Below are 20,247 nucleotides of genomic sequence, written 5' to 3'. Positions count from 1 at the left end.
TCCCCTTCCTGCGTGTCTTCACCCTTCCGGTTATTCCAGATTAAACAATACTCCCACCGACACATACCGTCTTTCCTGCGGAAAACGGGAGGCAAAGGTGGTTCCGTCGGCGGACCGGACACCGGGAAAGAAATATTCGGTGTCTGCTATGTTATTGACCGTCAGTTGCAGGGAAATTCCCCGCACGATGTTTTGGTAGGTGATAGTCGAGTTCAGTATCAGCGAAGGGTCGAATCGGGTGATGGGGTTATTACTGCCAAAAGTACCAATGCCGGTTTTCCGGGCGCCTACGAAGTTGGCAGTCAGGTTGGCCCCCAGTTTTTCGGTAATCTGATAATTGCCGCCAAGGTTGAACTGAAAGTCGGCAATATCGCTGATTCGCTGGTTGGTTTCCAGGTCCGTTGGGTTGGTGAAGGTAAAATTCCCCCACAAACTGAGGTTGTTGATTTTGTAGGAGCCCTCGCCCTGCACACCGTATATCAGTTGTCGGCCCAGTGGCTGAAACTGCGAAGTGGTGCTGCCATCGGGTAGTTGCACTCGCGCCGTGCCGATCACGTTACTGTATGCCGCCCGATACGCCACCGCGCTGAACATCAAATCCTTATTCACTTTGACGTTGGCACTCACTTCCACGTTCTGCACCCGTTCAGGCTGCAGACGGGGGTTATTGAGCTGGCGATCGGGGGCGGTACCGTACTTCTGCAGATTAGAGGCGTCTTTGAAGGCCGTGGCATAAATAGCTTTGAAAATGTACTTGCCTTTGATGTATATGGCCGCCAGGCGGGGATTCAGCACGGTACCATAGCCCCCCAGGTTGCGGATCCGGTTGTTGTCGAGCCGCAAACCTCCCACTAGTTTCAGGTAGCTCACCGGACGGTAGGTTGCCTGCGAATAAAGCCCCAGATCGTAGCTGCGGTAATTGTTGCCTCCCAGAATAGAGTCGCCCAGATAGCCCGTTTCGTCGGGATATGCCAGGGACGAGCGAATGTAGTCGCCCTGAATGTAGCTGGCCCGGATTTCGACTCCGCCGCTGATTTCGAATCGGGGAGAGGCTGTCAGGAAATAGCGCAGTTCGTTTCTCAGCTGATTCGAGTAGCGATAGAAATACTGGGTGGATGTGCTGGGCATCCGGCTATTGGCCAGGTCCAGAATCGAGTAACTTTTATTGTAATATCCCGCGTAGGAGGCCAGGTTGGTTCCGCCCTCGATCTCGTGAATTTTGAAAGAAGTGATGTTCAGTACCTGAAATCTTTCGCTGAATGTTTTGTTATAAATGCTTGAAAACGCATTGTTGGCCGTTATCCAGCGGGAGTGGTCGGGGGCCGACAGCCGTGACTTGTTGGTGTACCAGGGCGTGGCGCCTTCGTTGGTTTTCCAGCTATATCCTGATAAGGTGAGCTCCTTGAACTCCACTTTGACCCGTACAAAGAAATCCGAAGTCTGGTTGTCAAACTGTACGGGCTCACCCGTCACCATGCTGGCAAATACGCCTTGATTATCTAACTCAGCGGCCTTTTCCCGCCCTTCGGGGGTCAACCGGATGGCCGTGGCTTCGCCGCTCGCAGCGCGATCGACGGTATAGAGATTACTGTTCGGGAATTTGGTAGCGAGGCCGCTACTGATGAGGTAGTTGTTGGCCGCTTGCCCCTGAATATCCAAAACGCCGTTGTATTGGTCGGGCGTCCTGGGGTCGTAATTCCAGGTATCGTAGTTGCGCGATAGATCCATTTCGTCGGAACGGAAGTACCGCCCAATGACGGACACAGCCACATCCTTAGTCTTGCCCGTCAAGATTCCGTCCAGGTACCGCGTGTTCCAGGTACCGCCGCGCGTCTGTCCGGTGAAGGAAAGCTTTTTATTAGTACCCGTATTTTTGAGGTAGTTCTTCGTGATTACATTGATTACTCCGGAGAAAGCATTGGCTCCATACAGGGTGGAAGCCGGACCGTAAATCACCTCTACGCGCGCCACATCGGCAATCGGGTACTGGCGCGAGATGGGAATGTTATTGGAAACCAGATCATTCTCCTCCACGCCATCGATCAGGAGCAGGATACGGTCGTTGGAAACAGCCCGGTAGCCACGTTGGTAGAAGTAGGAGTAGCCGGGCCCGTTGCCTTTGGCGATGTCGAAGCCCGGCAGATCGTGCAGCATTTGTTCCAGACTCTGGTAGCCGCGCTGCACGATATCCTTTTCAGTCAGCACCATCACGGTCGCTGGTACCTGCAGCAGGTTCTCTGCCTTCTTGGATACCGAGGTGATTTCCAGAATTTTTTCCTGCAAATCTTTCATATCCTGTACTAAAGTCTTGAACTGGTCAGAGGCTGAAAAATCGGGCTCGAACTGTGGATTGATGATCAGGATTTTGTTGATAACATCCGTTGCTTTGCTTACAGAATCAAGAGCCAGGTACGTATTTACCAGTATTTTATAAGCTTGCACCTTCCCGTTTTCGTTGAACCCGTTGTCAATGCACGGGATCAAAGCCGCCAGAAGTTCGTCAAAATTACCGGTCGCGTACCGCTTCTCTGCCTCGGGCAGCAGAATGGACTGGTCGCAAGAATTCTGCGCTCGCACCGCCGCTGGCGAAAGCATAAATGCCAGTGCGAAAAAGGTCGAAATGCAAAGCAATTCCCCTTTTCCAAACCAGTCGGTTATGTACCTTTTATAATTCAAAGTAAAACTCATAGACTAATGGACGCATAAACTCCTCAATTCTATTACTGCACCGCTTCGCTTTTCACTGCCTTCTCATAGGGAATATCCTTGCCGATGAACCGATTCCATTCATCAATGGTCATATCCCGGTTAGCCTTTTCCAGTACTTTCTGATACAGTTCGTCCGGATCGACCTGCCAGGAGCGTATGGTGCGATCAGCTCCACCGGCAATGAGCCTTTTACCATCCCTCGAGAAGGTGATGCCAAAAACCCATGTGTCGAAATCATCCAGCACGATAGGCTGCACCTGCCGATTCAGAATGCTGGCGTAGTTCCAGAGGCGCACCGTCCAGTCGTAGCTGCATGAGGCCAGTAGTTTCCCGTCGTGCGAGAAAGTGATGTCGTTTACAGGTGATGTATGCCTCCCCGATAGCGGCAGACCAATGCGGCCAATCCCGTTTTTTTCAAAATCCCAGCGGTAAAGCGAGCCGGAAGAATTGCCGGTAATCAGGTGCGTGCCGTCGGGATCAAAGGCCAGGGCCGTGACCCGATTGCCGAATCCGTAGTAGTTGAAGGAAACAGGCTCTTCGTTCAGATTCTGCAAATTGAAAATCACCACCCGGCCATTGTCCGCCCCGCAGGCGAGGCGCTTGCCATCGGGCGTAATCCGGGCGCAAAAAATCGGTATGTCAGAGTGGATGTTTTGCAGCGAATCCAGCCCATTAGGTAATATTTTCCAGGTGCGCAGGTTTCCATCGCCACTGATGCTGATGAGCTGAGAAGTTGCCTTATTGACCAGAAGACTATTGACGACACCCCGATGCGCCTGAATGGCATTGGGCACGCTGAGCAACCCGCTGGTAGACCAGTCATATATCTTGCCGGTTGCGCTCCCGGCAAACACCTTGTCTCCACTTCCCGAAAAGGCCAGCGAACGCAGCGAAACCTGACCTTTGTCATTGGTGGCATAGGACTTCACGCCCGGTTGCCCGGTCAGGTCAGCACTCCATACCTTCACCGTGCCGTCGTCCCCCGTGGAAGCGTAAGCTGCGCCGCCCGGCTTTTGGATTATGCTGCGTACCATGCCGTTGTGCCAGCGTAGCACTGTTTTGGCATCAGCCGCTTTGGATAGCGCCTTGAAAATTTCCGGGTTGTCCTTTTGCCCGCCCGTGCGGAGGTTGAAACGAAAAGCCTGAGCGGCAAGTAATGCAGGTAGGGCGTCCTGGCCGTTGTCCGTCATCTGATATGACTGAATGGCCACCGAGCGGGCGACAGCCCGCGCCCGTTGCTGCTCGGCGTCCTGCTGCGAGATTTGAGCCTCGCGGCGTGACGAATCGGCCTGGATGCGCAGCAGGTCGGCCAGAGCCTTGGATTTTACGGCCAGGTCTTTTTGCATTTCGGCCCGCCGTTGGGCGGAGTCGGCCTTTACCTTTTCAATTTCGGCGATCTGTTTGGCAATTTCTGCCTCAATCCGCTTTACCTCAGCCAGGCGCTGCTCCCGCACGGCGATGGAGCGCTGTTCCTCGGTCAGGCGGCGCTGCTGCTCGGCGATAATCTCCTGCTGTTCGGCAATCTTTTTTTGTGAAATGGATTCTTTCGTCTGTTCCTCGGCCCGAATCCGCTCCAGCATGGCCTGTTTTTCTTTTTCCAGCGACTGCTTACGGCTCTGTTCGGCGTCGTAGCGCAGTACCAGCGAGATCACCAGAAAAAGCAACGAAAGCAGTGAGGCCCCCCCCATGACAATTGCAAAATAACGAGCCCTTTTCAGTTCCCGCTTTTGCCGGTCTTCGTTGTTTTTTATGGTGTTTTCGTGCTGAACCCTGCTATGCTCCAGATAATTGATAACCCTCTCGAAGTAAGGGTCGTACTTCTCGGCCCATTCCAGCGTGGGTTGTTCGTCGCGCAACCACTGAATACCCAATTGCAGCTCAGGATTGACGAGTAGCCCCGTTTTTCCGGCCTGATTCAACTCCGCCGCGGTGCCCATTTTCCGGTACAGCTTGGCCGATTCGGTCTCTTCGGTGATCCAGCCACGCAGCCGTTCCCACATCGTCGTGATTTTTTCCAGCGAGATATCGATGAAAGATTCCAGATCGATCCGCTGCGTATAGGATGGCGTCAGGAATGATGAGCCCTGCTGCCGAAAGCGGTTGATGACTTCTGTGAGTAACTCCCGCTCCATGCCCGATACCCGAACGATTTTCTGCAGCCGGGTGGGCCGCATCACGCCGATGTCGCCCGGGGCGAGCACAACGAGTGACTTGAAGATTTTTTCGGTCGCCAGACGGCATTTGTCATCCGATAGCCCGTGGTAGATTTCCTCAGCGTGGCGCGAAATAGCTTCCTGCATCGTGCCGATTGCATCGTAATGACTTTCGTCGATCGGCTTTTCCGCTTCCTGGCTTTCCCAGTGGTCCCAGGTGCGCATCAATGCGTGCTGCATAATAGGCAGATGGTCAAAACTACCACCTATTTCCGCCACCAGCCGATCGGTCAGGGTCGGGGCGATTGTGGCCCCCCTCAACTCGATGGGTTTTGTGATGGCATGCCGGATTTCCGCCGGATTCATTTTGGGTAAAAGGTAGTACCCCCGGTTGATCACCTCGGTAAAACCCGGATAATTGGTGCACTCGTCGAGGTAGTCGGAGCGCATGGTCAGCACGACGTATATCGGACTGTTCGGCTGCACGATCATATCCATGATCAGCGCGATAAGTTGCGCCGTAGCTCCGGAATAGTGGATTTCGTCGTCAGGCTGTGCGTAGCGAAAAACCTCCTCAAACTGGTCGATCACCAGCAGGATGTTATTTCCCGCAAGTTCTTTGAAAAGCCCGTACACCACACGGGGATTCTCCTTAATTCGCTCGGCTAAATCCTGATAGCCGTCTTCCGAGCCGTACAAATGTTTTTGCAAAGCCTGGGCCAGTGAGCGAATCGGGGTCGCGCCAGGCTTGAAAAGAATCACGCTCCAGCTATCGTGCGCCGTGCCACTCAGCTTATCGCTGTGCAGCGAAGGAATAAGACCCGCTTTAATTAAGGATGATTTGCCACTGCCGGAAGAAGCCACGATCGCCAGGAAACGATTCATCGACAGCTTGATGCGAAGTTCTCTGATGTGACTTTCCCGGCCAAAAAACAATTCTGAATCCTGCGACTCGAAACTCCTTAGACCGGGAAAGGGGTTGGCGTAGCGGGGCATTTTTTTATTCTGGATTTGTGGACTTGGGTAGTTTTAAAGACAGGGAGAATATGTAGTTTATTTGGGATGGAAAGTACTCACAGTGAATCATTTAAGTATAGCATAGACTAAGAAACTCGCCCTTTCAGCATTTTAAAAATGTTACGATTCTTCTCCCCTACCCTTTCGTAGCTGAAATCGTCGACACCTTTTACTGTCAGGAAGATACCGAGGCCACCGATCTGCCGCTCTTCCAGCGGCTTGGTCAGGTCCTCTTCGTCGGGAAGCTCGCGGGCGAGTGGATCAAAGGGGGCAGAGGTATCTTCAAAAATGACCGTGAGCGCTTCTTCTGTTTGCTCGTCCAGCACTTCAATATTTCCTTCCAGCCCCGGCTCTTCGTAGCCGTACAACACGATGTTGGTTGCTATTTCGTCGGCAGCCAGCTTGAGGTTGTAACTGGACTTTTTATCGAGTCCCGCACTTTGGGCGATTTCCGAGATGTAGTGCCGGATGAGATCGATGGATTCGACCGTGCCGGGGAAGGTTTTTGAATTCATTGTTTTTGTCGAAAGTACCTTTATTACAGTTGCCGCAGCGACGGCCCGGCATGCACTCTGGTCCTTGAAAAAGAGAAGTATATCCGCCGACACCACAGGGTTGGGTCGGCGGCCATTGGTTTCCTCCGCTCCTGGCCTGTCAGGCCGGGTACTTTTCCACAACCGTGACGCTATGGAGAAGGCCGGTATGTTCGAGGGTGTCCACGATGGGCTGTTGCGGCTTGACGAGGAAGATATTGAGCGAGGGGCCGATTTTTTGTTTGGAAAAAATCAAAACCCTCAGCCCGGCCGAAGCCATAAAGGTCAGTTTCTCCATGTCCAGCACCAGATCTTTGGGCGACTCTATGGCCACTTTCTCGATCTCCTTCTGAAACAAGCGGGCCGAAAGCGAGTCCAGCTCACCTTCCAGATAGATTGTAGCTACTTTGCCGGATTCGGGCGCGTCCTTTACATCTGATTTTATTGAAAAGCTCATAGTTTTTTGGCGTTTGGTTTTTTGAAAGAGTATGCCTTGGGCTGTCAGCTATCGGCTTTCGGCCATCGGCTTGTTTAGACTGAAATTTGAAATTAATTTTTGGAGGATGGTAAATGCATTTCGTTCAAATAAATCATCTCTGATGGGCTGGTTCCAGGTAGCCGACTGCCAACAGCCACCTACTTCCCCACCAAAATCATCACCGATCTCGGCCCGACCAGCACGTGACTCTGGCTATCGGTACGGGGTTCTTTGCCTAAGGTGTTGACGGCTTCCTTTTCGGGCATATCGGTGTTCACGAACACGTGCCACTGGCGGCCATTGCTAAGCGGCGGCAAGTCGAAGGACAGCCCCTCCCAGTACATATTCATGGCGACGTAGATCGTGTCGTCCTTGATTGCGCCCTGCTTGGCGTGTTCGCCGTCGAGCATGAAGGCAAAGGAGCGGCTGCCGGGGGAGCCATCCAACGCCCAGGCATTGGTACCGTGGAAGCTGATATCCTGGTAGCCGCTGCCCACGTAGTCGGTATGCGTGAAATGCGTGGAACTGCGTAGTACCGGATGCGCTTTGCGGAAGCGAATCAGACTCTGGGTGAACTCGAACAGATGTTGATTTTTTTTCAGAAGCGACCAGTCGAGCCAGTTGAGCTCGTTATCGTGGCAATAGGTGTTGTTATTCCCTTGCTTGGTGCGGCCCATTTCGTCACCCATCAGGATCATCGGCACGCCCTGGCTCACAAGCAGGATAGCCAGCGCATTCTTGATCTGCTTGCGACGGAGAAAATTGATTTCGATGTCGTCGGTTTCGCCCTCGGCCCCGCAGTTCCAGGAATTGTTGTCGTTGGCGCCGTCGCGGTTGTCCTCAGCGTTGGCCTCATTGTGCTTTTCGTTGTAAGCGAAAGTGTCGTAAAGCGTGAAACCATCGTGACAGGTGATGAAATTGATGCTCGCGGTAGGTCCCCGGTAGTAGTAGAGGTCAGGCGAACCCTGAATACGCTGCACCATCTCGCCGATTTGCCCTTCGTCACCTTTCAGGAACTTGCGGAGCGTATCGCGGTACTTTCCATTCCATTCGGCCCAGCGACCGTACGCAGGGAAGGTACCCACCTGGTACAGTCCGCCTGCGTCCCAGGCTTCGGCGATGAGCTTGCATTTGGCCAGAATAGGATCGTAGGCCAGCGACTCGAGCAATGGTGGGTTGCTCAGCGGACTGCCGTCCTGCGCCCGGCCCAGGATGGCAGCCAGGTCAAAGCGGAAGCCGTCGATGTGGTAGTCGGCGGCCCAGTAGCGCAGGCAGTCAAGTACCATGTCGCGCACTACGGGATTGTTGCAATTGAGGGTGTTGCCCGTTCCCGAAAAATTGAAATAGTACCCCTCGGGGGTGAGCATGTAGTAGGTCTTGTTGTCAATGCCCCGGAACGAAATCGTATGCCCCCGGTGATCGCCCTCGGCGGTATGGTTGAACACCACATCCAGTATGACCTCGATGCCGTTTTTATGCAGTTCTTTGATGACCGTTTTTAACTCGTCCACCTGCATTCCGAACTTTCCGGTGGCGGCGTAGCCTGCCTTGGGCGAGAAGAAGTTTACAGTACTATATCCCCAGAAATTGACGAGCATTTCGCCCGTTACGGGGTTGGGCTTACTGTTCTCCCATTCATCGTACTCATAGATCGGCATCAGTTCAATACAGTTGACACCCAATTCTTTGAGGTACTTTATCTTCTGCTTGATGGCGCTAAAAGTACCACCGTTTTTCACCTTGGCGTTTTCGTGCTTGGTAAAAGCCCGCACGTGCATTTCGTAAATCACCAGGTCTTCGATCGGATATTCCAACGGGTGGTCGTTTTCCCAGTCGAAGTCTTCGAACGCCAGCCGCGAGCGGTAAGGATATACATCGTCCCAGTTGGGTTCGGCCAGCCAGGTATCGCGCCCCCCGAGGGAGCGGGCGTAGGGATCGCTCAGGATGACACTCTTGTCAAAGCGATGCCCCAATTCCGGGGCAAAAGGCCCGTCCATGCGGTAGCCGTATTCCAGCCGCTCCACATCAAGGTCGAAGACGATCATACAGTACACGTCGCCCACCCGAAATTCGTCGGGAAAAGGAATTTCTACGAAAGGCTTGTCTGCGCCCCGGTCGAACAGCACAAGTGTGCAGGCCGTGGCCGCGCTGGAGCTGATGCTGAAATTGACACCATTCGGCACCGTGGTGGCTCCGAAGGGCATGGCGTGCCCCCGCCGGAACTTCACCCCTTCATGCTCGTGCGTTGGGTAGTAGTCGATCCGTATGTCGGTGATACTCTTATCGAGTATGGCGGTTTCCACCGGGGCGGCTTTGGTCTTTGCCTTAGTCGTTTTTGCTTTTGCAGTTGCCATTAGCTGAGTTCTTTTACACCGTCTTCGAGAAGCTCGGTTAGGGTGAAGAAATTGATGAAGCCCGTGTTTTCCATCACGTCCTGGATTTCCTCCGAAACCCCAACGAGGACGATCTTACCGTTGCGGGCTTTCACTTGTCGGTAGAGCATGAGCAGTGAGCGGAGCCCGGCACTCGAGAGGAATTCTACCTGAGAAAGGTCAATGATGACCTTGTCTTCGCCCTGAGTGGCGTCAACAGTGGCTTTCTCGAAATCCCCGGCGGTGCGGCTGTCGATGTTGCCCTCGGCCTCAATGACAGTGATGTCTTTTATGGTTTTGATGTTAACTTTCATGATAAATCGTTCTTGGTTCGTGGTTCTACGTTCTTAGTTCTAGCAGTTTGGTACCGTTCTCTGTTCATCTGTTCTATATTTCCGAACTAAGAACCCAGAACTTTGAATTGTACTTACTTTTTCGGCGTTAACAGTACTTTCACGCGCACTTGCTCTTCACCTTTGGGCAGCGTAACGGTCAGTTTTTCAGCATCGTAGTTATCGTAGGGCTCGTCATTGATATAGCATTCGGTGATGCTTATACTCCCTTCGGGCAAGATGTCGGGCGATACGCGCAGAATGCCGTTCTCGAAGGCATTTGGATAGGGCTTGAAGTAGAAGTAGGTGGGCGTCTTGGTGATGAGCAGATTGACGTATACCGTAGACAGGAAGCAGAGCTCCATGCTGTGGTAAGCACTCATCGAGTGGCTCCCCTTGAAGCGCTCGGTGCCCAGCAGGTAGGGCATCCCGTTGGCGAAGACATTGAAGTACACCCCGCCGTCGTCCGTATCCAGGAAGAAAGCATTGTAGAAAGCAGCCGCCTCGCGGGCATGCTTCTGGTATTCTTCCTTGCCGTCGATTCCCTGCATAATCATGTAGGCCAATATGGCCTGCTCCTGCTGCCACCACGCCTTGCGGTCGTGCCACACAAACTGGTTGTGGCCATTGACCATGGTCTCACGCTCTACCACGTCGTACCAGCCACCGCGTTGCCGGTCAGAACCTGCGTCGGGCATGAGTTCTGCGATCTTCTCAGCAAACTCCTGGTACGACTCCTTGTATTTCAGCGACTGCATCCGCATAAGGTTCCAGGCGATTTTGAGGTTGTGACCCGCCACGGCGCGGTTCTGCTGCCAGCCCCAGCTTTGGTCCTTGCTCCAATCGTCGAAGAATTTCTCCTGCACGAAGGGACTGTTTTCGTAATCAGGGAAGTATTTCGTGATGGTGTCGAACGTATATTCCAGAAAATCAGCATGAGCTTGTTCGCCCGTCGCCAGATACAGGTTGATCAGGTAAGCCGGAGCGTGGTCGCCGACAGAGTTCCAGTTTTTGCGGGCCATGTTGTGGGCAAGTGACTCTTCCTTGGCGCTCAGCGAAATCGGGTGTATGTGCGAGTAGTACCCTTCGCCATCGTGGTCTTTATAGTACTTTTCGAATAATTCGAGCGTCTTGTCGATGTCGTAGCGGATGCGGGCATCGCCCGTCAGGCGGTAGGTTTGGGTGGGGCCGGCCAGAGCGTAGATCTGCTCGTACATCGGAATGGAATCCAGGTCGTCGCCGAATTCGGAAGTCAGCAATTTGGTTTCCTTTTGGCCTTCCACTTTCAGGCCGTGGTACCAGTAAACCAGGTCGTCGTCCTGGTCGAAGAAGCGCATGTGCTCGCGCAGGTACTCAGTACCCAGTTCGGCACCTTCCAGAAACTCGTCCTGCCCTGTCAGCATATAGGCCGACGCCAGACCGTACACCATGCGGGAAATTGTGTCGGTCTCCTGCAGAAAATCACCATGCTTCGTACCCGCCAGATTCAGCATCGTACGGTAGTTGTTGTAATTGATCCGCTCCTTGGGGTAGTCAAATTGCCATTTCAGATAGCTTGTTCCCAACGATCTGATCTGCTCGATCCACCAATTGGGCTCTTCATGGCGGTACTCGCCCGCCTTGTGACCGGGAAATATGATCCACTGCCCCTCAAAAACGTTATCCTCGGTTTCCTGCCCGGGATAGAAAGTTCCGTACACAAATACGTGCTGTCCCTTACTTGACAAGAGTTCGTTCATCTGCCCAGATGCATCCTGATACCCCTCGGTCAGGTTTCGCGTAGTGCGGGCATAGAGCGAGGGCGTCATGTTGACCTTGAACGGCCGGCCGTCGGAAGTTTCGAGCGAGAACCAATGTTCGTCCGGTTTGTATTCGGTCACATAACCCGCGATGGTATCTGAAAAGGTGAAGTCAATTTTCATAACGTTTTTTGAGTTTAAAGTTTAAAGTTCAGGAGTTTATGATGGGGAGACCAAGTACTTGGGTACTGGCAGAATTTCGGTCAGCTATCTTTATAGCCTTGTGTAATCTCTACGATATTCCCTTCCGGATCTTTGAGCCAGGCGGTTTTCCAGCCGGGGATGAAATCGTCAAAACGGAGCGGGCCCAAGCTGAGGACGGCGTCCTCTCCCATTTCTTCCAATTTGGCATCCACGTCTTCTACCTGAAAAGCAATGTGGCGCAGGCCGGGATAATGCGGGCCGTCGGCCCCGGCCATTTCGCAGGGCCTTTCTTCTTCGGGAGGGAATACTTCCAGATAGAAGCCCTCATCATTTTTGAGAAAAACCAGTTCGGCATCGTCGCCTAAATCGATGACCCGCGCCCGGAAAAAGCCGAAGTGTTTGGCATAAAATGTCTCAAATTTTTTCAAATCTTTAACAGTGACGGCTATGTGAAAAAATGACGCTTTCATGGTGGAAGGTTTTTGATTGGTATCTGTTTCTCAGAGGGTTTACTTCGATAGTATTTCAATGATCTTACTAGCGAACAGATGCGCGTGACCACCCGAGCGGCCCGTGACCAGATCGCCATCCACGACGACGTCTTCGTTGGTATAAATCGCGCCGTAAGCTTTGGCATCGCCGATCAGATTGTTGTGGCACACCAGCGGGCGCCCCTTCACAAGTTCGGTTGCCGGAGCAGTCAGCCATAAGCCGTGACAGATGATTCCCTTCAAAATGCCCGGCTCGGCAAAGGCGCGCTTCAGGAACTCGGTTGCGGGCGGGATTTTCTCGACATCCTCCGTATAGCGCAGCCGGTCGGACACCATGCCCGACGGGACAATGATGGCATCGTAGCTACGAAGCTCTTCGTCGCTCATATTCTCGAAACTCTCGTTACACTCCATCGGCGCGCGGTACTCGTGCCCGTGAAATGTGATGCTCGGATTCCCCCACAGCCGGGTCAGAAAGTGCAGCTCGGCACCTTCTTCGGGAAAGCGGAATTTGTAGTAAAATATCTCGTTTTCGAAGTAGTCGGCCTCGAAGAGCACGCCGATTTTTTTTCCTAGTAGTTTCATATGCGTTGAGGGTAGTTTGAGGACGTGGATTTTGGGGCAAAGGGGCAAGCGGGACGCTTCTAAGCAGTTGGCGGCGAACAGGAAACTTATGATTGTATCACTGCTCAGATCATAATCACGGCTCTCTTGATCAATGTTTTGGTCAAATTGAAAAGATGGCTCCCCATGGTTAGTTCGGGGTTGTAGAGCGTCAGGCGTTCTTCTCCCAATTTTCTGATGGCGGCTTCGATATGGCTGGGGGTACTTTCCCTGCCGCGCAGGGCAGCACTAACCCGCTTCAAAGAGACGGGAACCTGGGTACATCCCGCCAGCACGAGCCGTACTTCCTCCAGAGTTTCACCCGATTTGCGGGCCCAGGCTGCGACACCGCAAAGTGCCTGACCGGAACGGAGATAATCAACCGACTGATAGTTACTGCTTTCCTTGCTACCCGACTGTGATTTAGGCAACGAAGATTTGGGCAGAAAGAAGTCCGTAATAGACTCATCGTCACTTATTTTCAAGCCATCTAAAGACAAGTACTTCCTCAGGCTGATTGCTCGCTCCCGGATGGGGCCCGTCACGAACAATTCGGCATCGAGTGCAATGAGCGCAGCTGCCAGACCTTGTACTTCGCCCTCCCCGGTCAGAACGTTACACAGCTTCGCTTCCCGATGGGCACTGGACACAATCAAACTACGCAATGCCATTTGCAATGCCGGAAACGCTTGTGCCGCCGGGAATCGGGCCAGTGTTTCCATGGTCATGGATGCGCCTATCTGCAGGCCACCGTTTACTTCAACGGCTGTTTCAGCGGGCGAAAGCGGGCGAAGTGACATACTTGGTTGGGTAGGCCTGAGGTACATAGTTTGAGCGTTTATTAATTGAGGACTTCCACTAGTTTATCGCCAAAAGCGATGGACGATTCGACGGACAAGGCAGTGACAAACGGGTGGTCGTAATGTACCTGTGGTTTTTCACGGTTAGCGGTCGGGTCGGAATACACCCGGCCATTGGGGCCGACGGCATCTTCGACAATGACTGCCAGCGGGAAAGCAAAGCCCTGTGTGACGATGTCAGTACCCTTATTTTCCTCCGTAGCCCGAACCAGGGGGTAGTTCATGTTGCCCGTAAAGTCCCACTCGCGAGGGTGTGCGACCAGCTTGTGGCCGTAGGCGATACTGCGGTGCAGCGTGTCTTCGTCCCGTGCCCACACGAATGCTCCCACGGCGTAGCATAATCCACCCATTATTTTGCCCTGCTTGTAAGCCGCTTCGCACAGGCGATGCACGAAGGGGTTTCCCACTATGTCGAGCGCGGAACCGGGTCCGCCCACCAGCACCAGCGTGTCGTAGTCGTCCATGTTGGCATCCTCCAACTTAATGGGATTGTCCCATTCGCCATTGTCCAGGATTTCGTTGCAGCGATCCACCACTTCGGCGGGATTCACGTGGTAGTTCTGCATGGGATCGACGAAATCCTTATCCATGCTCAGCTCCATCGGTAGCGGTGTAAGGCCTTTGGGTGTGGCCAGGGTGAGTTCGTGTCCGGCTTTTTTCAGGGCATCCCAGGGGGCTTGCAGTTCCTCAGCCCAAAGACCCACATTGGAAGCGACAATCAGAATTTTCTTGCTCATTTTTTCTGGTTTTAAATAAGTGGTTGAGTAAATGAGTGAATTTAGAATTAGTGAATAGATGGTTGAATGCTTTTTTATTCACTCAATCACCCATTCCAAATTGATATTATTTAAGTCCCGAGTAATGGCGGAATATTTTGCCATCTTTCATGTACAGGGCATCATATACTTTGGAGTGGCCGTTGGCAGTGTCGATGGTAGCCTCAAGAAAAATGCTGTCGTCGGTGATGGCCAGCTTTTCGGTAGACACAAAGCCTTTGTAGATATAAGCTAGGTAATCCCGGAACTGCTTTTTGAGCGCCTCTTTTCCGGTAAGAACAATGGGCTCGTCCGCGACATGCAACACCATTTGAGCTTCGTCGTGGTAGTCGTGGTCTACCAGCTTATCGGCGTCATTTTCTGCCAGCAGTTTAAGGTGGTTTTCGTAGAATTCCTGATTGGTCATAACGTGATGTAATTTAAAGTTTCAAGATTGCTTTTTTGGTAAGTGCCTTGATAAGGTGCCGGAGGTAGTCTTCGCCAATCGGCAAGTCTTTTCGGAGGGTGAGCGGTTCGCCTTCAATCTTTTCCAGAGCAGCATCGACCGTACTCGCATTTAGCTCTTTCCCCGCTAGTGCCGCTTCCACACTTTGCAGGCGCACGGGTTTGTCAGTACATCCACCCAGCACAATTCTTAAAGTGTTGTCGGCGTTTTTTTGCCGGGCCACCGCTACACCGCAAATCGGTTTGCTCCCGCTCAGAAAACCGGCATTTTCGTAGGATGAGGTGCTCTCGTCCGGTAATACGATCCGCACAAATGCCACCAGTTCATCGTGCGTCAGGTCAGTTTGCAGGAAATCACTGAATGCATATTTTTCCTCCATCTCATCTCCTACGATCACCACATCGGCGTCCATTGCGAGGAGGGCGGCCGTGACCGACGATAGTTCTATATCACTGGCGTTCAGACTGTCTTCCATTGTAGTATGATTCAGTAGGTGTGGGTCACTTATTGAGGCTAGTGCCTGAGTCAAAGCGGGATAGTTGGCAGAGGCAGAATGTTGCTTCAGCTCGGACAGTGTGACCCGTGAGCCAATGACACAGCCAGCATCATCCATTTTGATCGTTTTAAATTCAGCAATATGCTGCAGGCTAACTATGGCCTGCGCGTCATTCTTCCGCAGCAAAGCCAGAGCTTCGCCAGCTGTTTTGGGGGCGGCGTAAGTGTACCCTATCATGGTCATGATGCTTTGTCTTGGTAGATGGTTTGCCAAATCTTCTCCGGTGTTACGGGCATATCGATATGCTTCACTCCATAGTCTGAAAGCGCGTCGCAAATAGCGTTCACCACAGCGGGCGCAACGGGCGGATTACTGACATCCCCGGCCCCCTTGGCGCCCAATGGATTGGACGGCGAAGGCGTTTCGGTGCGGTGCAGTTCCAGGACGGGTATCCAGTCGGCTCGGGCGATGGAATAGGTATCAAAATCATCGGTTAACACTTGGCCGTTTTCAGGCGAGTAGCGTGTTTCTTCCGACAACGCCTGGCTGATGCCCAGCAAAATATTGCCATGGGTTTGCCCACGCACTACCTCGGGGTTGATCACCGTACCGAAGTCGTCGACAGCCACGTATTTCACCAAATCCACAGCGCAGGTATCGCGGTCGATTTCCACCACCGCCACATGCGTGCCGAAGGGAAAGTTAAAATTTTCGGGATCGAAATAGGAGGTTGCTTCCAGACCCGGATCCATGCCTTCGGGCAAATCCCAGCCAAACCACAACATCAATGAAATTTGCTGCAAAGTCATTACTGCCTGTTCGGGCGCGGGAGTACCTATTACTTTTCCTTCTTTATATTCGATTAATTCGAGCGGCATTTTGAACAAATGCGCGGCCATTTTACGGGCTTTCTCGATTATCATCCGACAGGCTTTCTGCACCGCCGCCCCTTCCACACTCAGTGAACGGCTGCCGTAGCTGGCTTGTCCGTAGTACAGCGGCAGGTCGGTGTCGGAATGCTGGATGGTGATGTAATCCATCGGAATCTGCAGTTCCTGCGCGGCTATTTGCGCAAAAGTAGTATCCTGCGACTGCCCGTGGGGTTGCGCTCCGGTCGTGATAGCCACCTCCCCGGAAGGTGCCACGTGCAGATACGAACTACCCCAGGTTCCGCTCATCAGGCCCTCGCCTCCCATCTTGGCGGAGTTGCCTACGCCTGCCACGGCCACGTAGGAGCCAATTCCTAAGCCCAGCAATTTGTTACGCTCACTGGCTTCGGCTTTTTGGGTAGCGAGATCGTCATAACCGGCCTTTTCCAGCGCCAGGTTCAAGGCGGTTTCGTAGTCGCCCGAATCGTAGGTCCAGCCCAACCCATTCTCGTACGGAAACTGGTCTTTGGGTACCATATTCATACGGCGCACTTCGGCGGAATCTTTCCCGATTTCGCGGGCGAAGCGTTCGATGGCCCGTTCGATCAGAAAGATGGCTTCAGCCCGGCCAGATCCACGCATCGGTGCGGTAGGTACTTTGTTGGTATACACCACCTTGATGTCGTAGCAAGCCTGCGGGATGGCGTACGCTCCCGTGATGCTGCGGCCAATGAGTGCCAGTGGCTGCCCAGGCGCGTTGATAACCGGGTAGGCACCGACATTGCTCAACGCCCGGCAACTCAGCGCCGAGATTTTTCCTTCTTTTGATCCGGCAATTGTCACGTACTGCACCTGATCCCTCGACTGGGCGGTATTGCGGGCAAAACCCGCCCGCGTATCCACCCACTTGACCGGGCGCCCCAGTTCACGGGCCATCCAAAGTACCAGCGGCGTATCGGGATAAAGGTTGCCTTTGCAGCCGTTGCTCTCGCCCATCGCGGGCACGATCACCCGCATTTTATTGTAAGGAATCCCGAGCACGTACAGCGAAATCAAAAGCCGGTGCGGGTAAGGAATCTGGGTATTGGCCCAGATCGTGTGCTGGTTGGTAGCCGGATCGTGTTGCGCCAGTACGCCGCGCACTTCCAGTGTATTGTGCATCAGCCGCTGGTTATAGATACGCTGCTCTACTACCACTTCGGCGTCGGCAATGGCTTTTTCAGTAGCTTCTTTGTCGCCGAAAACCGTTTCGATCAGAATATTATTGGGAGCCGTTTCGTGCAATTGGGGTGCCCCCTCTTTCACGGCCTCTTCTACGTCGAGCACCAGCGGCAGGGCTTCGTACTGTACCTTTATTTTATCCAGTGCCGCGTAAGCCTGAGCGCGGGTTTCGGCCACTACGGCGGCGAGTTGATCGCCCACAAAACGGACACGGTCTTTGGCAAAGACTGAATGCGAACCCGGCACGATGCCGGACGGATGGGGAAGAAAATGGCTCTCCGCAAAAGGAGGAATCCAGATGACCGGCATGGGCATGACGCCCTCAGTGTCTTTGGCCGTGAACACCCGCACTACCCCTGGCATCGTCTCGGCGGCAGATGTGTCGACGTTCAGGATTCGCGCGTGGCCGTGCGGGCTTTGCAGGATCGCCGCGTGCAGCATGCCGGGTAGCGACATATCAGCAATGAATTTTGCCTCGCCCGTTACGAGTTCCCTGGTTTTGCGGGTCTTGGGCGACTGGCCGATACTTGTATTATCGGGGCCTTCGGTAGTAGTTTTTCCTTCGCCCCGCATCTCAGCCGCAGCAGCTTTCACGGCCTCAACCACTTGCTGATACCCCGTCTCACGCGATAAATTACCGCTTAACCAATGCTTGATTTCGGCGTCGGTGGGGTCGGCATTACGGGAAAGCAATTCGGCGGCGGCCATGATCATGCCCGGTGTCGAAAAGCCGTTCTGGACGGCGTTCTTTTCCCAGAATGCTTTTTGCAAAGGATGGAGTTCGCCGTTCTTCGCCAGGCCTTCGATAGTGGTGACATCGCTTCCGTCTGCTTCCATGGCCAGTAGCCGGCAGCTCTTGGTAGTTTTGCCATCTACCAGAATTGTGCAGCTACCGCACACACCCGAGCCACAACCGACTTTTGTCCCCGTCAATCCAACGGAATCGCGGAGGTAATCCACAAGCGAGACGTGCCTGTCTACGTCGCCGCTGTGCAGCTGGCCGTTTATGTGGAAATTTAATTTCATAAAAAGGTTTAGGAATTCACTAGTTAGAGGGGACGGCAATAAAATTTCTCAGGGTACCAGGTACTTGCAACTCTCCGCAATCAGCTAAGCGAACCATCCGGATGCTGAACCATTCCGGCGAAGTGGATGGCGATTTTGCCGTCGCGCAGCACCCAACTATCGGCGAAGCGCATTTCGCTGGTGCCGTCTTCGGTGGTCATCGTGATTTGCTCCGTAATCATCAGTGTTTCGGGATCCTGCGTTTCGGCCCAAAAGCCAATTTCCGTTTCAAGGCCGTCGATGCCTAGGATTCCCTGCATGTGTTCTTTGACTTGCTCACGACCCTGATAAATTTGGGGAGTTTTCATGAAACTACTGATGAGCAGGGCGTCGTCGGTGTACTGGTCGAGCAGGGCGTCGATGTTCTTATCTAGGATATGCTGGATGTGTTCGCGGTACATCTGACCTAGCTTGGTATCGGGTACGTTTTTCATAAGGTTGAGTGGTTCTAAGTATTGGACGTTGGAGGCTGGACGTTGGATTTTGGACGTAGGACGATAGATTCTGAATAAAATGGTAGATATGCCAACGGATGCAGAGCAATCCATAATCCAAAGTCTAGAATCCTTTTATCCCTGATTCTGGAATTCGAAGAGCATGTAGTTCGACATGTGCAGGGTCAGTTCCAGTCCATAGTCGGGATACTCCGCCTTGATACGCTGGATTAGGTCCTGCCCACGTAAGCCGTCGTTTACCTGTTGCTTGACAAATTTGAGGTAACCGATCATCACCGGGATTATTTCGGGTGTAGTCGGGTCGCCGTGGCCCGGCAGGATATGCCGGTAACCTTTGGTTTCAAAACTTTCCAGCGTCGCAATCCAGTTGTCGAAGCTGTACTCGCCTGCCTGCGTCCTTTCGCCGAAATAGGGATAGGCTTGGTGATAGATCAGGTCTTGCGCCAGCAGCGTTTTTTCTTCCGGCAGCTCTACTACCATATTTACCGGACATTCCGTGTCAAGTACTTTTATCAAGTTGATTTTCAGTCCATCAAGATCAAACTCTCCTTCCTGCACTTGTACAGTGGGCAGTACTTTATTGTCGGGAATAACATCGGGCTGGTCGGGATGCAGGCTGCGATGGTATCCCAGCAGGTAGTCGGCCAAAGCCCCCATAATGCCAATGGTTTCAGGAAAAGCGGCGATCTCGAATCCCTCGAAAGAAGAAGTGCCAAACCAGTGATCGGGGTGATGGTGCGTAATCAGGATTCTGGATAGCGGCTTTCCTAGACTGTCCACATATTGCCGCAATTCGTTGGCGTGGGGCACCAGTTGCAGGGTATCCACCAGCAGCAGTTGGTTGGGCGTTTCGATTAACTGGGCGTTGACCATTTCCCCGTCCTCGGGGGCCTGCACGCAGTGTATCGTCGCGCCGTCCAATTCAACCTTTTTAATTTTTATGTAATTAAAATCCATTTTCAAAAGGGTTTAGGGTCGGTTCTTCTTAAAGTTCAGCAGAACCTTCGTAGTATTCCAGGCCATCCACCGTGTACTTGGTAATCAAAACCGTATCGTTTGGCCCGGCTTTCACTTCCCAGGTCTGGAAAGCGTCGAGGGTGATGCGCTTGCTCTCGGCGTCAGGAGCATTCCAGACGCTGGCCTCCCATTTCACGACTACCCTCACGGTAGCGGTGTCGCCGTCGATGACGGGCTCTACCGTTTTGACGGTATGTACTTCGTCGAAGAAAATGCGGATTACGCGTTGGAACCAGCCCTCGAAGCCAGCGTAGCCATACACGGTGGCTTCGGGAAATACCATTTCCAGGCCGTCGTCGATGAGCATGGGTAATACTTCCACCATCGGCGCGTGCACGTCGAGTTTACGGTACCAGTCTTTGGCAAGTTTTTCGATTGATTCTTGGGTCAGCATGATTTCTTTTACGTTGAG

At 53.0% G+C, this 20,247-nt stretch carries 17 protein-coding genes; all 17 read right to left on the bottom strand.

What is annotated here, in order from left to right; genetic code table 11:
* Positions 1 to 30: 30 nt before the first annotated feature.
* On the bottom strand, positions 31 to 2,688 hold the full coding sequence (locus IE117_RS04555) for a TonB-dependent receptor plug domain-containing protein (RefSeq protein ID WP_189563134.1): 2,658 nt from the start codon (positions 2,686 to 2,688) through the stop codon (positions 31 to 33).
* Positions 2,689 to 2,720: 32 nt separating this feature from the next.
* Positions 2,721 to 5,858, bottom strand: coding sequence for a WD40 repeat domain-containing protein (locus IE117_RS04550; protein WP_189563133.1), 3,138 nt, complete (start codon positions 5,856 to 5,858; stop codon positions 2,721 to 2,723).
* Between the two features lie 107 nt (positions 5,859 to 5,965).
* Positions 5,966 to 6,394 (bottom strand): ATP-binding protein, encoded by a 429-nt coding sequence (locus IE117_RS04545; RefSeq protein ID WP_189563132.1) that lies wholly within the window; start codon positions 6,392 to 6,394, stop codon positions 5,966 to 5,968.
* Positions 6,395 to 6,533: 139 nt separating this feature from the next.
* Entirely contained in the window at positions 6,534 to 6,869 is a 336-nt protein-coding gene (locus IE117_RS04540) for an STAS domain-containing protein (RefSeq protein WP_189563131.1), read from the bottom strand.
* Positions 6,870 to 7,048: 179 nt separating this feature from the next.
* Positions 7,049 to 9,244: a glycogen debranching protein GlgX gene (gene glgX / locus IE117_RS04535; protein WP_189563130.1), complete on the bottom strand. Its 2,196-nt coding sequence runs from the start codon at positions 9,242 to 9,244 to the stop codon at positions 7,049 to 7,051.
* Complete coding sequence (locus IE117_RS04530) at positions 9,244 to 9,576, bottom strand: STAS domain-containing protein (protein ID WP_189563129.1); 333 nt, start codon at positions 9,574 to 9,576, stop codon at positions 9,244 to 9,246. The genes glgX and IE117_RS04530 overlap by 1 nt, the downstream gene beginning before the upstream one ends.
* 113 nt (positions 9,577 to 9,689) lie before the next feature.
* Positions 9,690 to 11,516, bottom strand: coding sequence for an AGE family epimerase/isomerase (locus IE117_RS04525; RefSeq protein WP_189563128.1), 1,827 nt, complete (start codon positions 11,514 to 11,516; stop codon positions 9,690 to 9,692).
* Between the two features lie 80 nt (positions 11,517 to 11,596).
* Positions 11,597 to 12,007 (bottom strand): VOC family protein, encoded by a 411-nt coding sequence (locus IE117_RS04520; protein ID WP_189563127.1) that lies wholly within the window; start codon positions 12,005 to 12,007, stop codon positions 11,597 to 11,599.
* A gap of 39 nt (positions 12,008 to 12,046) precedes the next feature.
* A complete protein-coding gene (locus IE117_RS04515; protein ID WP_189563126.1) occupies positions 12,047 to 12,613 on the bottom strand; it encodes a DJ-1/PfpI family protein in 567 nt (188 codons plus the stop codon).
* Between the two features lie 104 nt (positions 12,614 to 12,717).
* Positions 12,718 to 13,431: an FAD binding domain-containing protein gene (locus IE117_RS04510; protein ID WP_229580329.1), complete on the bottom strand. Its 714-nt coding sequence runs from the start codon at positions 13,429 to 13,431 to the stop codon at positions 12,718 to 12,720.
* A gap of 41 nt (positions 13,432 to 13,472) precedes the next feature.
* Positions 13,473 to 14,228 (bottom strand): DJ-1/PfpI family protein, encoded by a 756-nt coding sequence (locus IE117_RS04505; protein ID WP_189563124.1) that lies wholly within the window; start codon positions 14,226 to 14,228, stop codon positions 13,473 to 13,475.
* Positions 14,229 to 14,334: 106 nt separating this feature from the next.
* Positions 14,335 to 14,673: a nuclear transport factor 2-like protein gene (locus IE117_RS04500; RefSeq protein ID WP_189563123.1), complete on the bottom strand. Its 339-nt coding sequence runs from the start codon at positions 14,671 to 14,673 to the stop codon at positions 14,335 to 14,337.
* Between the two features lie 13 nt (positions 14,674 to 14,686).
* Positions 14,687 to 15,451, bottom strand: a complete 765-nt coding sequence (locus IE117_RS04495; RefSeq protein WP_189563122.1) for an FAD binding domain-containing protein — start codon at positions 15,449 to 15,451, stop codon at positions 14,687 to 14,689.
* Positions 15,448 to 18,324, bottom strand: a complete 2,877-nt coding sequence (locus IE117_RS04490; protein WP_189563121.1) for a molybdopterin-dependent oxidoreductase — start codon at positions 18,322 to 18,324, stop codon at positions 15,448 to 15,450. Before IE117_RS04490 ends, IE117_RS04495 begins: the two co-directional genes overlap by 4 nt.
* An 80-nt stretch (positions 18,325 to 18,404) precedes the next feature.
* Complete coding sequence (locus IE117_RS04485; RefSeq protein ID WP_189563120.1) at positions 18,405 to 18,797, bottom strand: nuclear transport factor 2 family protein; 393 nt, start codon at positions 18,795 to 18,797, stop codon at positions 18,405 to 18,407.
* A 135-nt stretch (positions 18,798 to 18,932) separates the two neighbouring features.
* Complete coding sequence (locus IE117_RS04480; RefSeq protein ID WP_189563119.1) at positions 18,933 to 19,775, bottom strand: MBL fold metallo-hydrolase; 843 nt, start codon at positions 19,773 to 19,775, stop codon at positions 18,933 to 18,935.
* Positions 19,776 to 19,803: 28 nt separating this feature from the next.
* Complete coding sequence (locus tag IE117_RS04475) at positions 19,804 to 20,229, bottom strand: nuclear transport factor 2 family protein (protein ID WP_189563118.1); 426 nt, start codon at positions 20,227 to 20,229, stop codon at positions 19,804 to 19,806.
* Positions 20,230 to 20,247: the final 18 nt, after the last annotated feature.

The sequence above is a fragment of the Persicitalea jodogahamensis genome (assembly GCF_014651615.1).
Taxonomy (GTDB): Bacteria; Bacteroidota; Bacteroidia; order Cytophagales; family Spirosomataceae; genus Persicitalea; species Persicitalea jodogahamensis.
The sequence above is the reverse complement of the archived record's forward strand: the minus strand, read 5'-3'. Positions and strand labels throughout refer to the sequence as shown.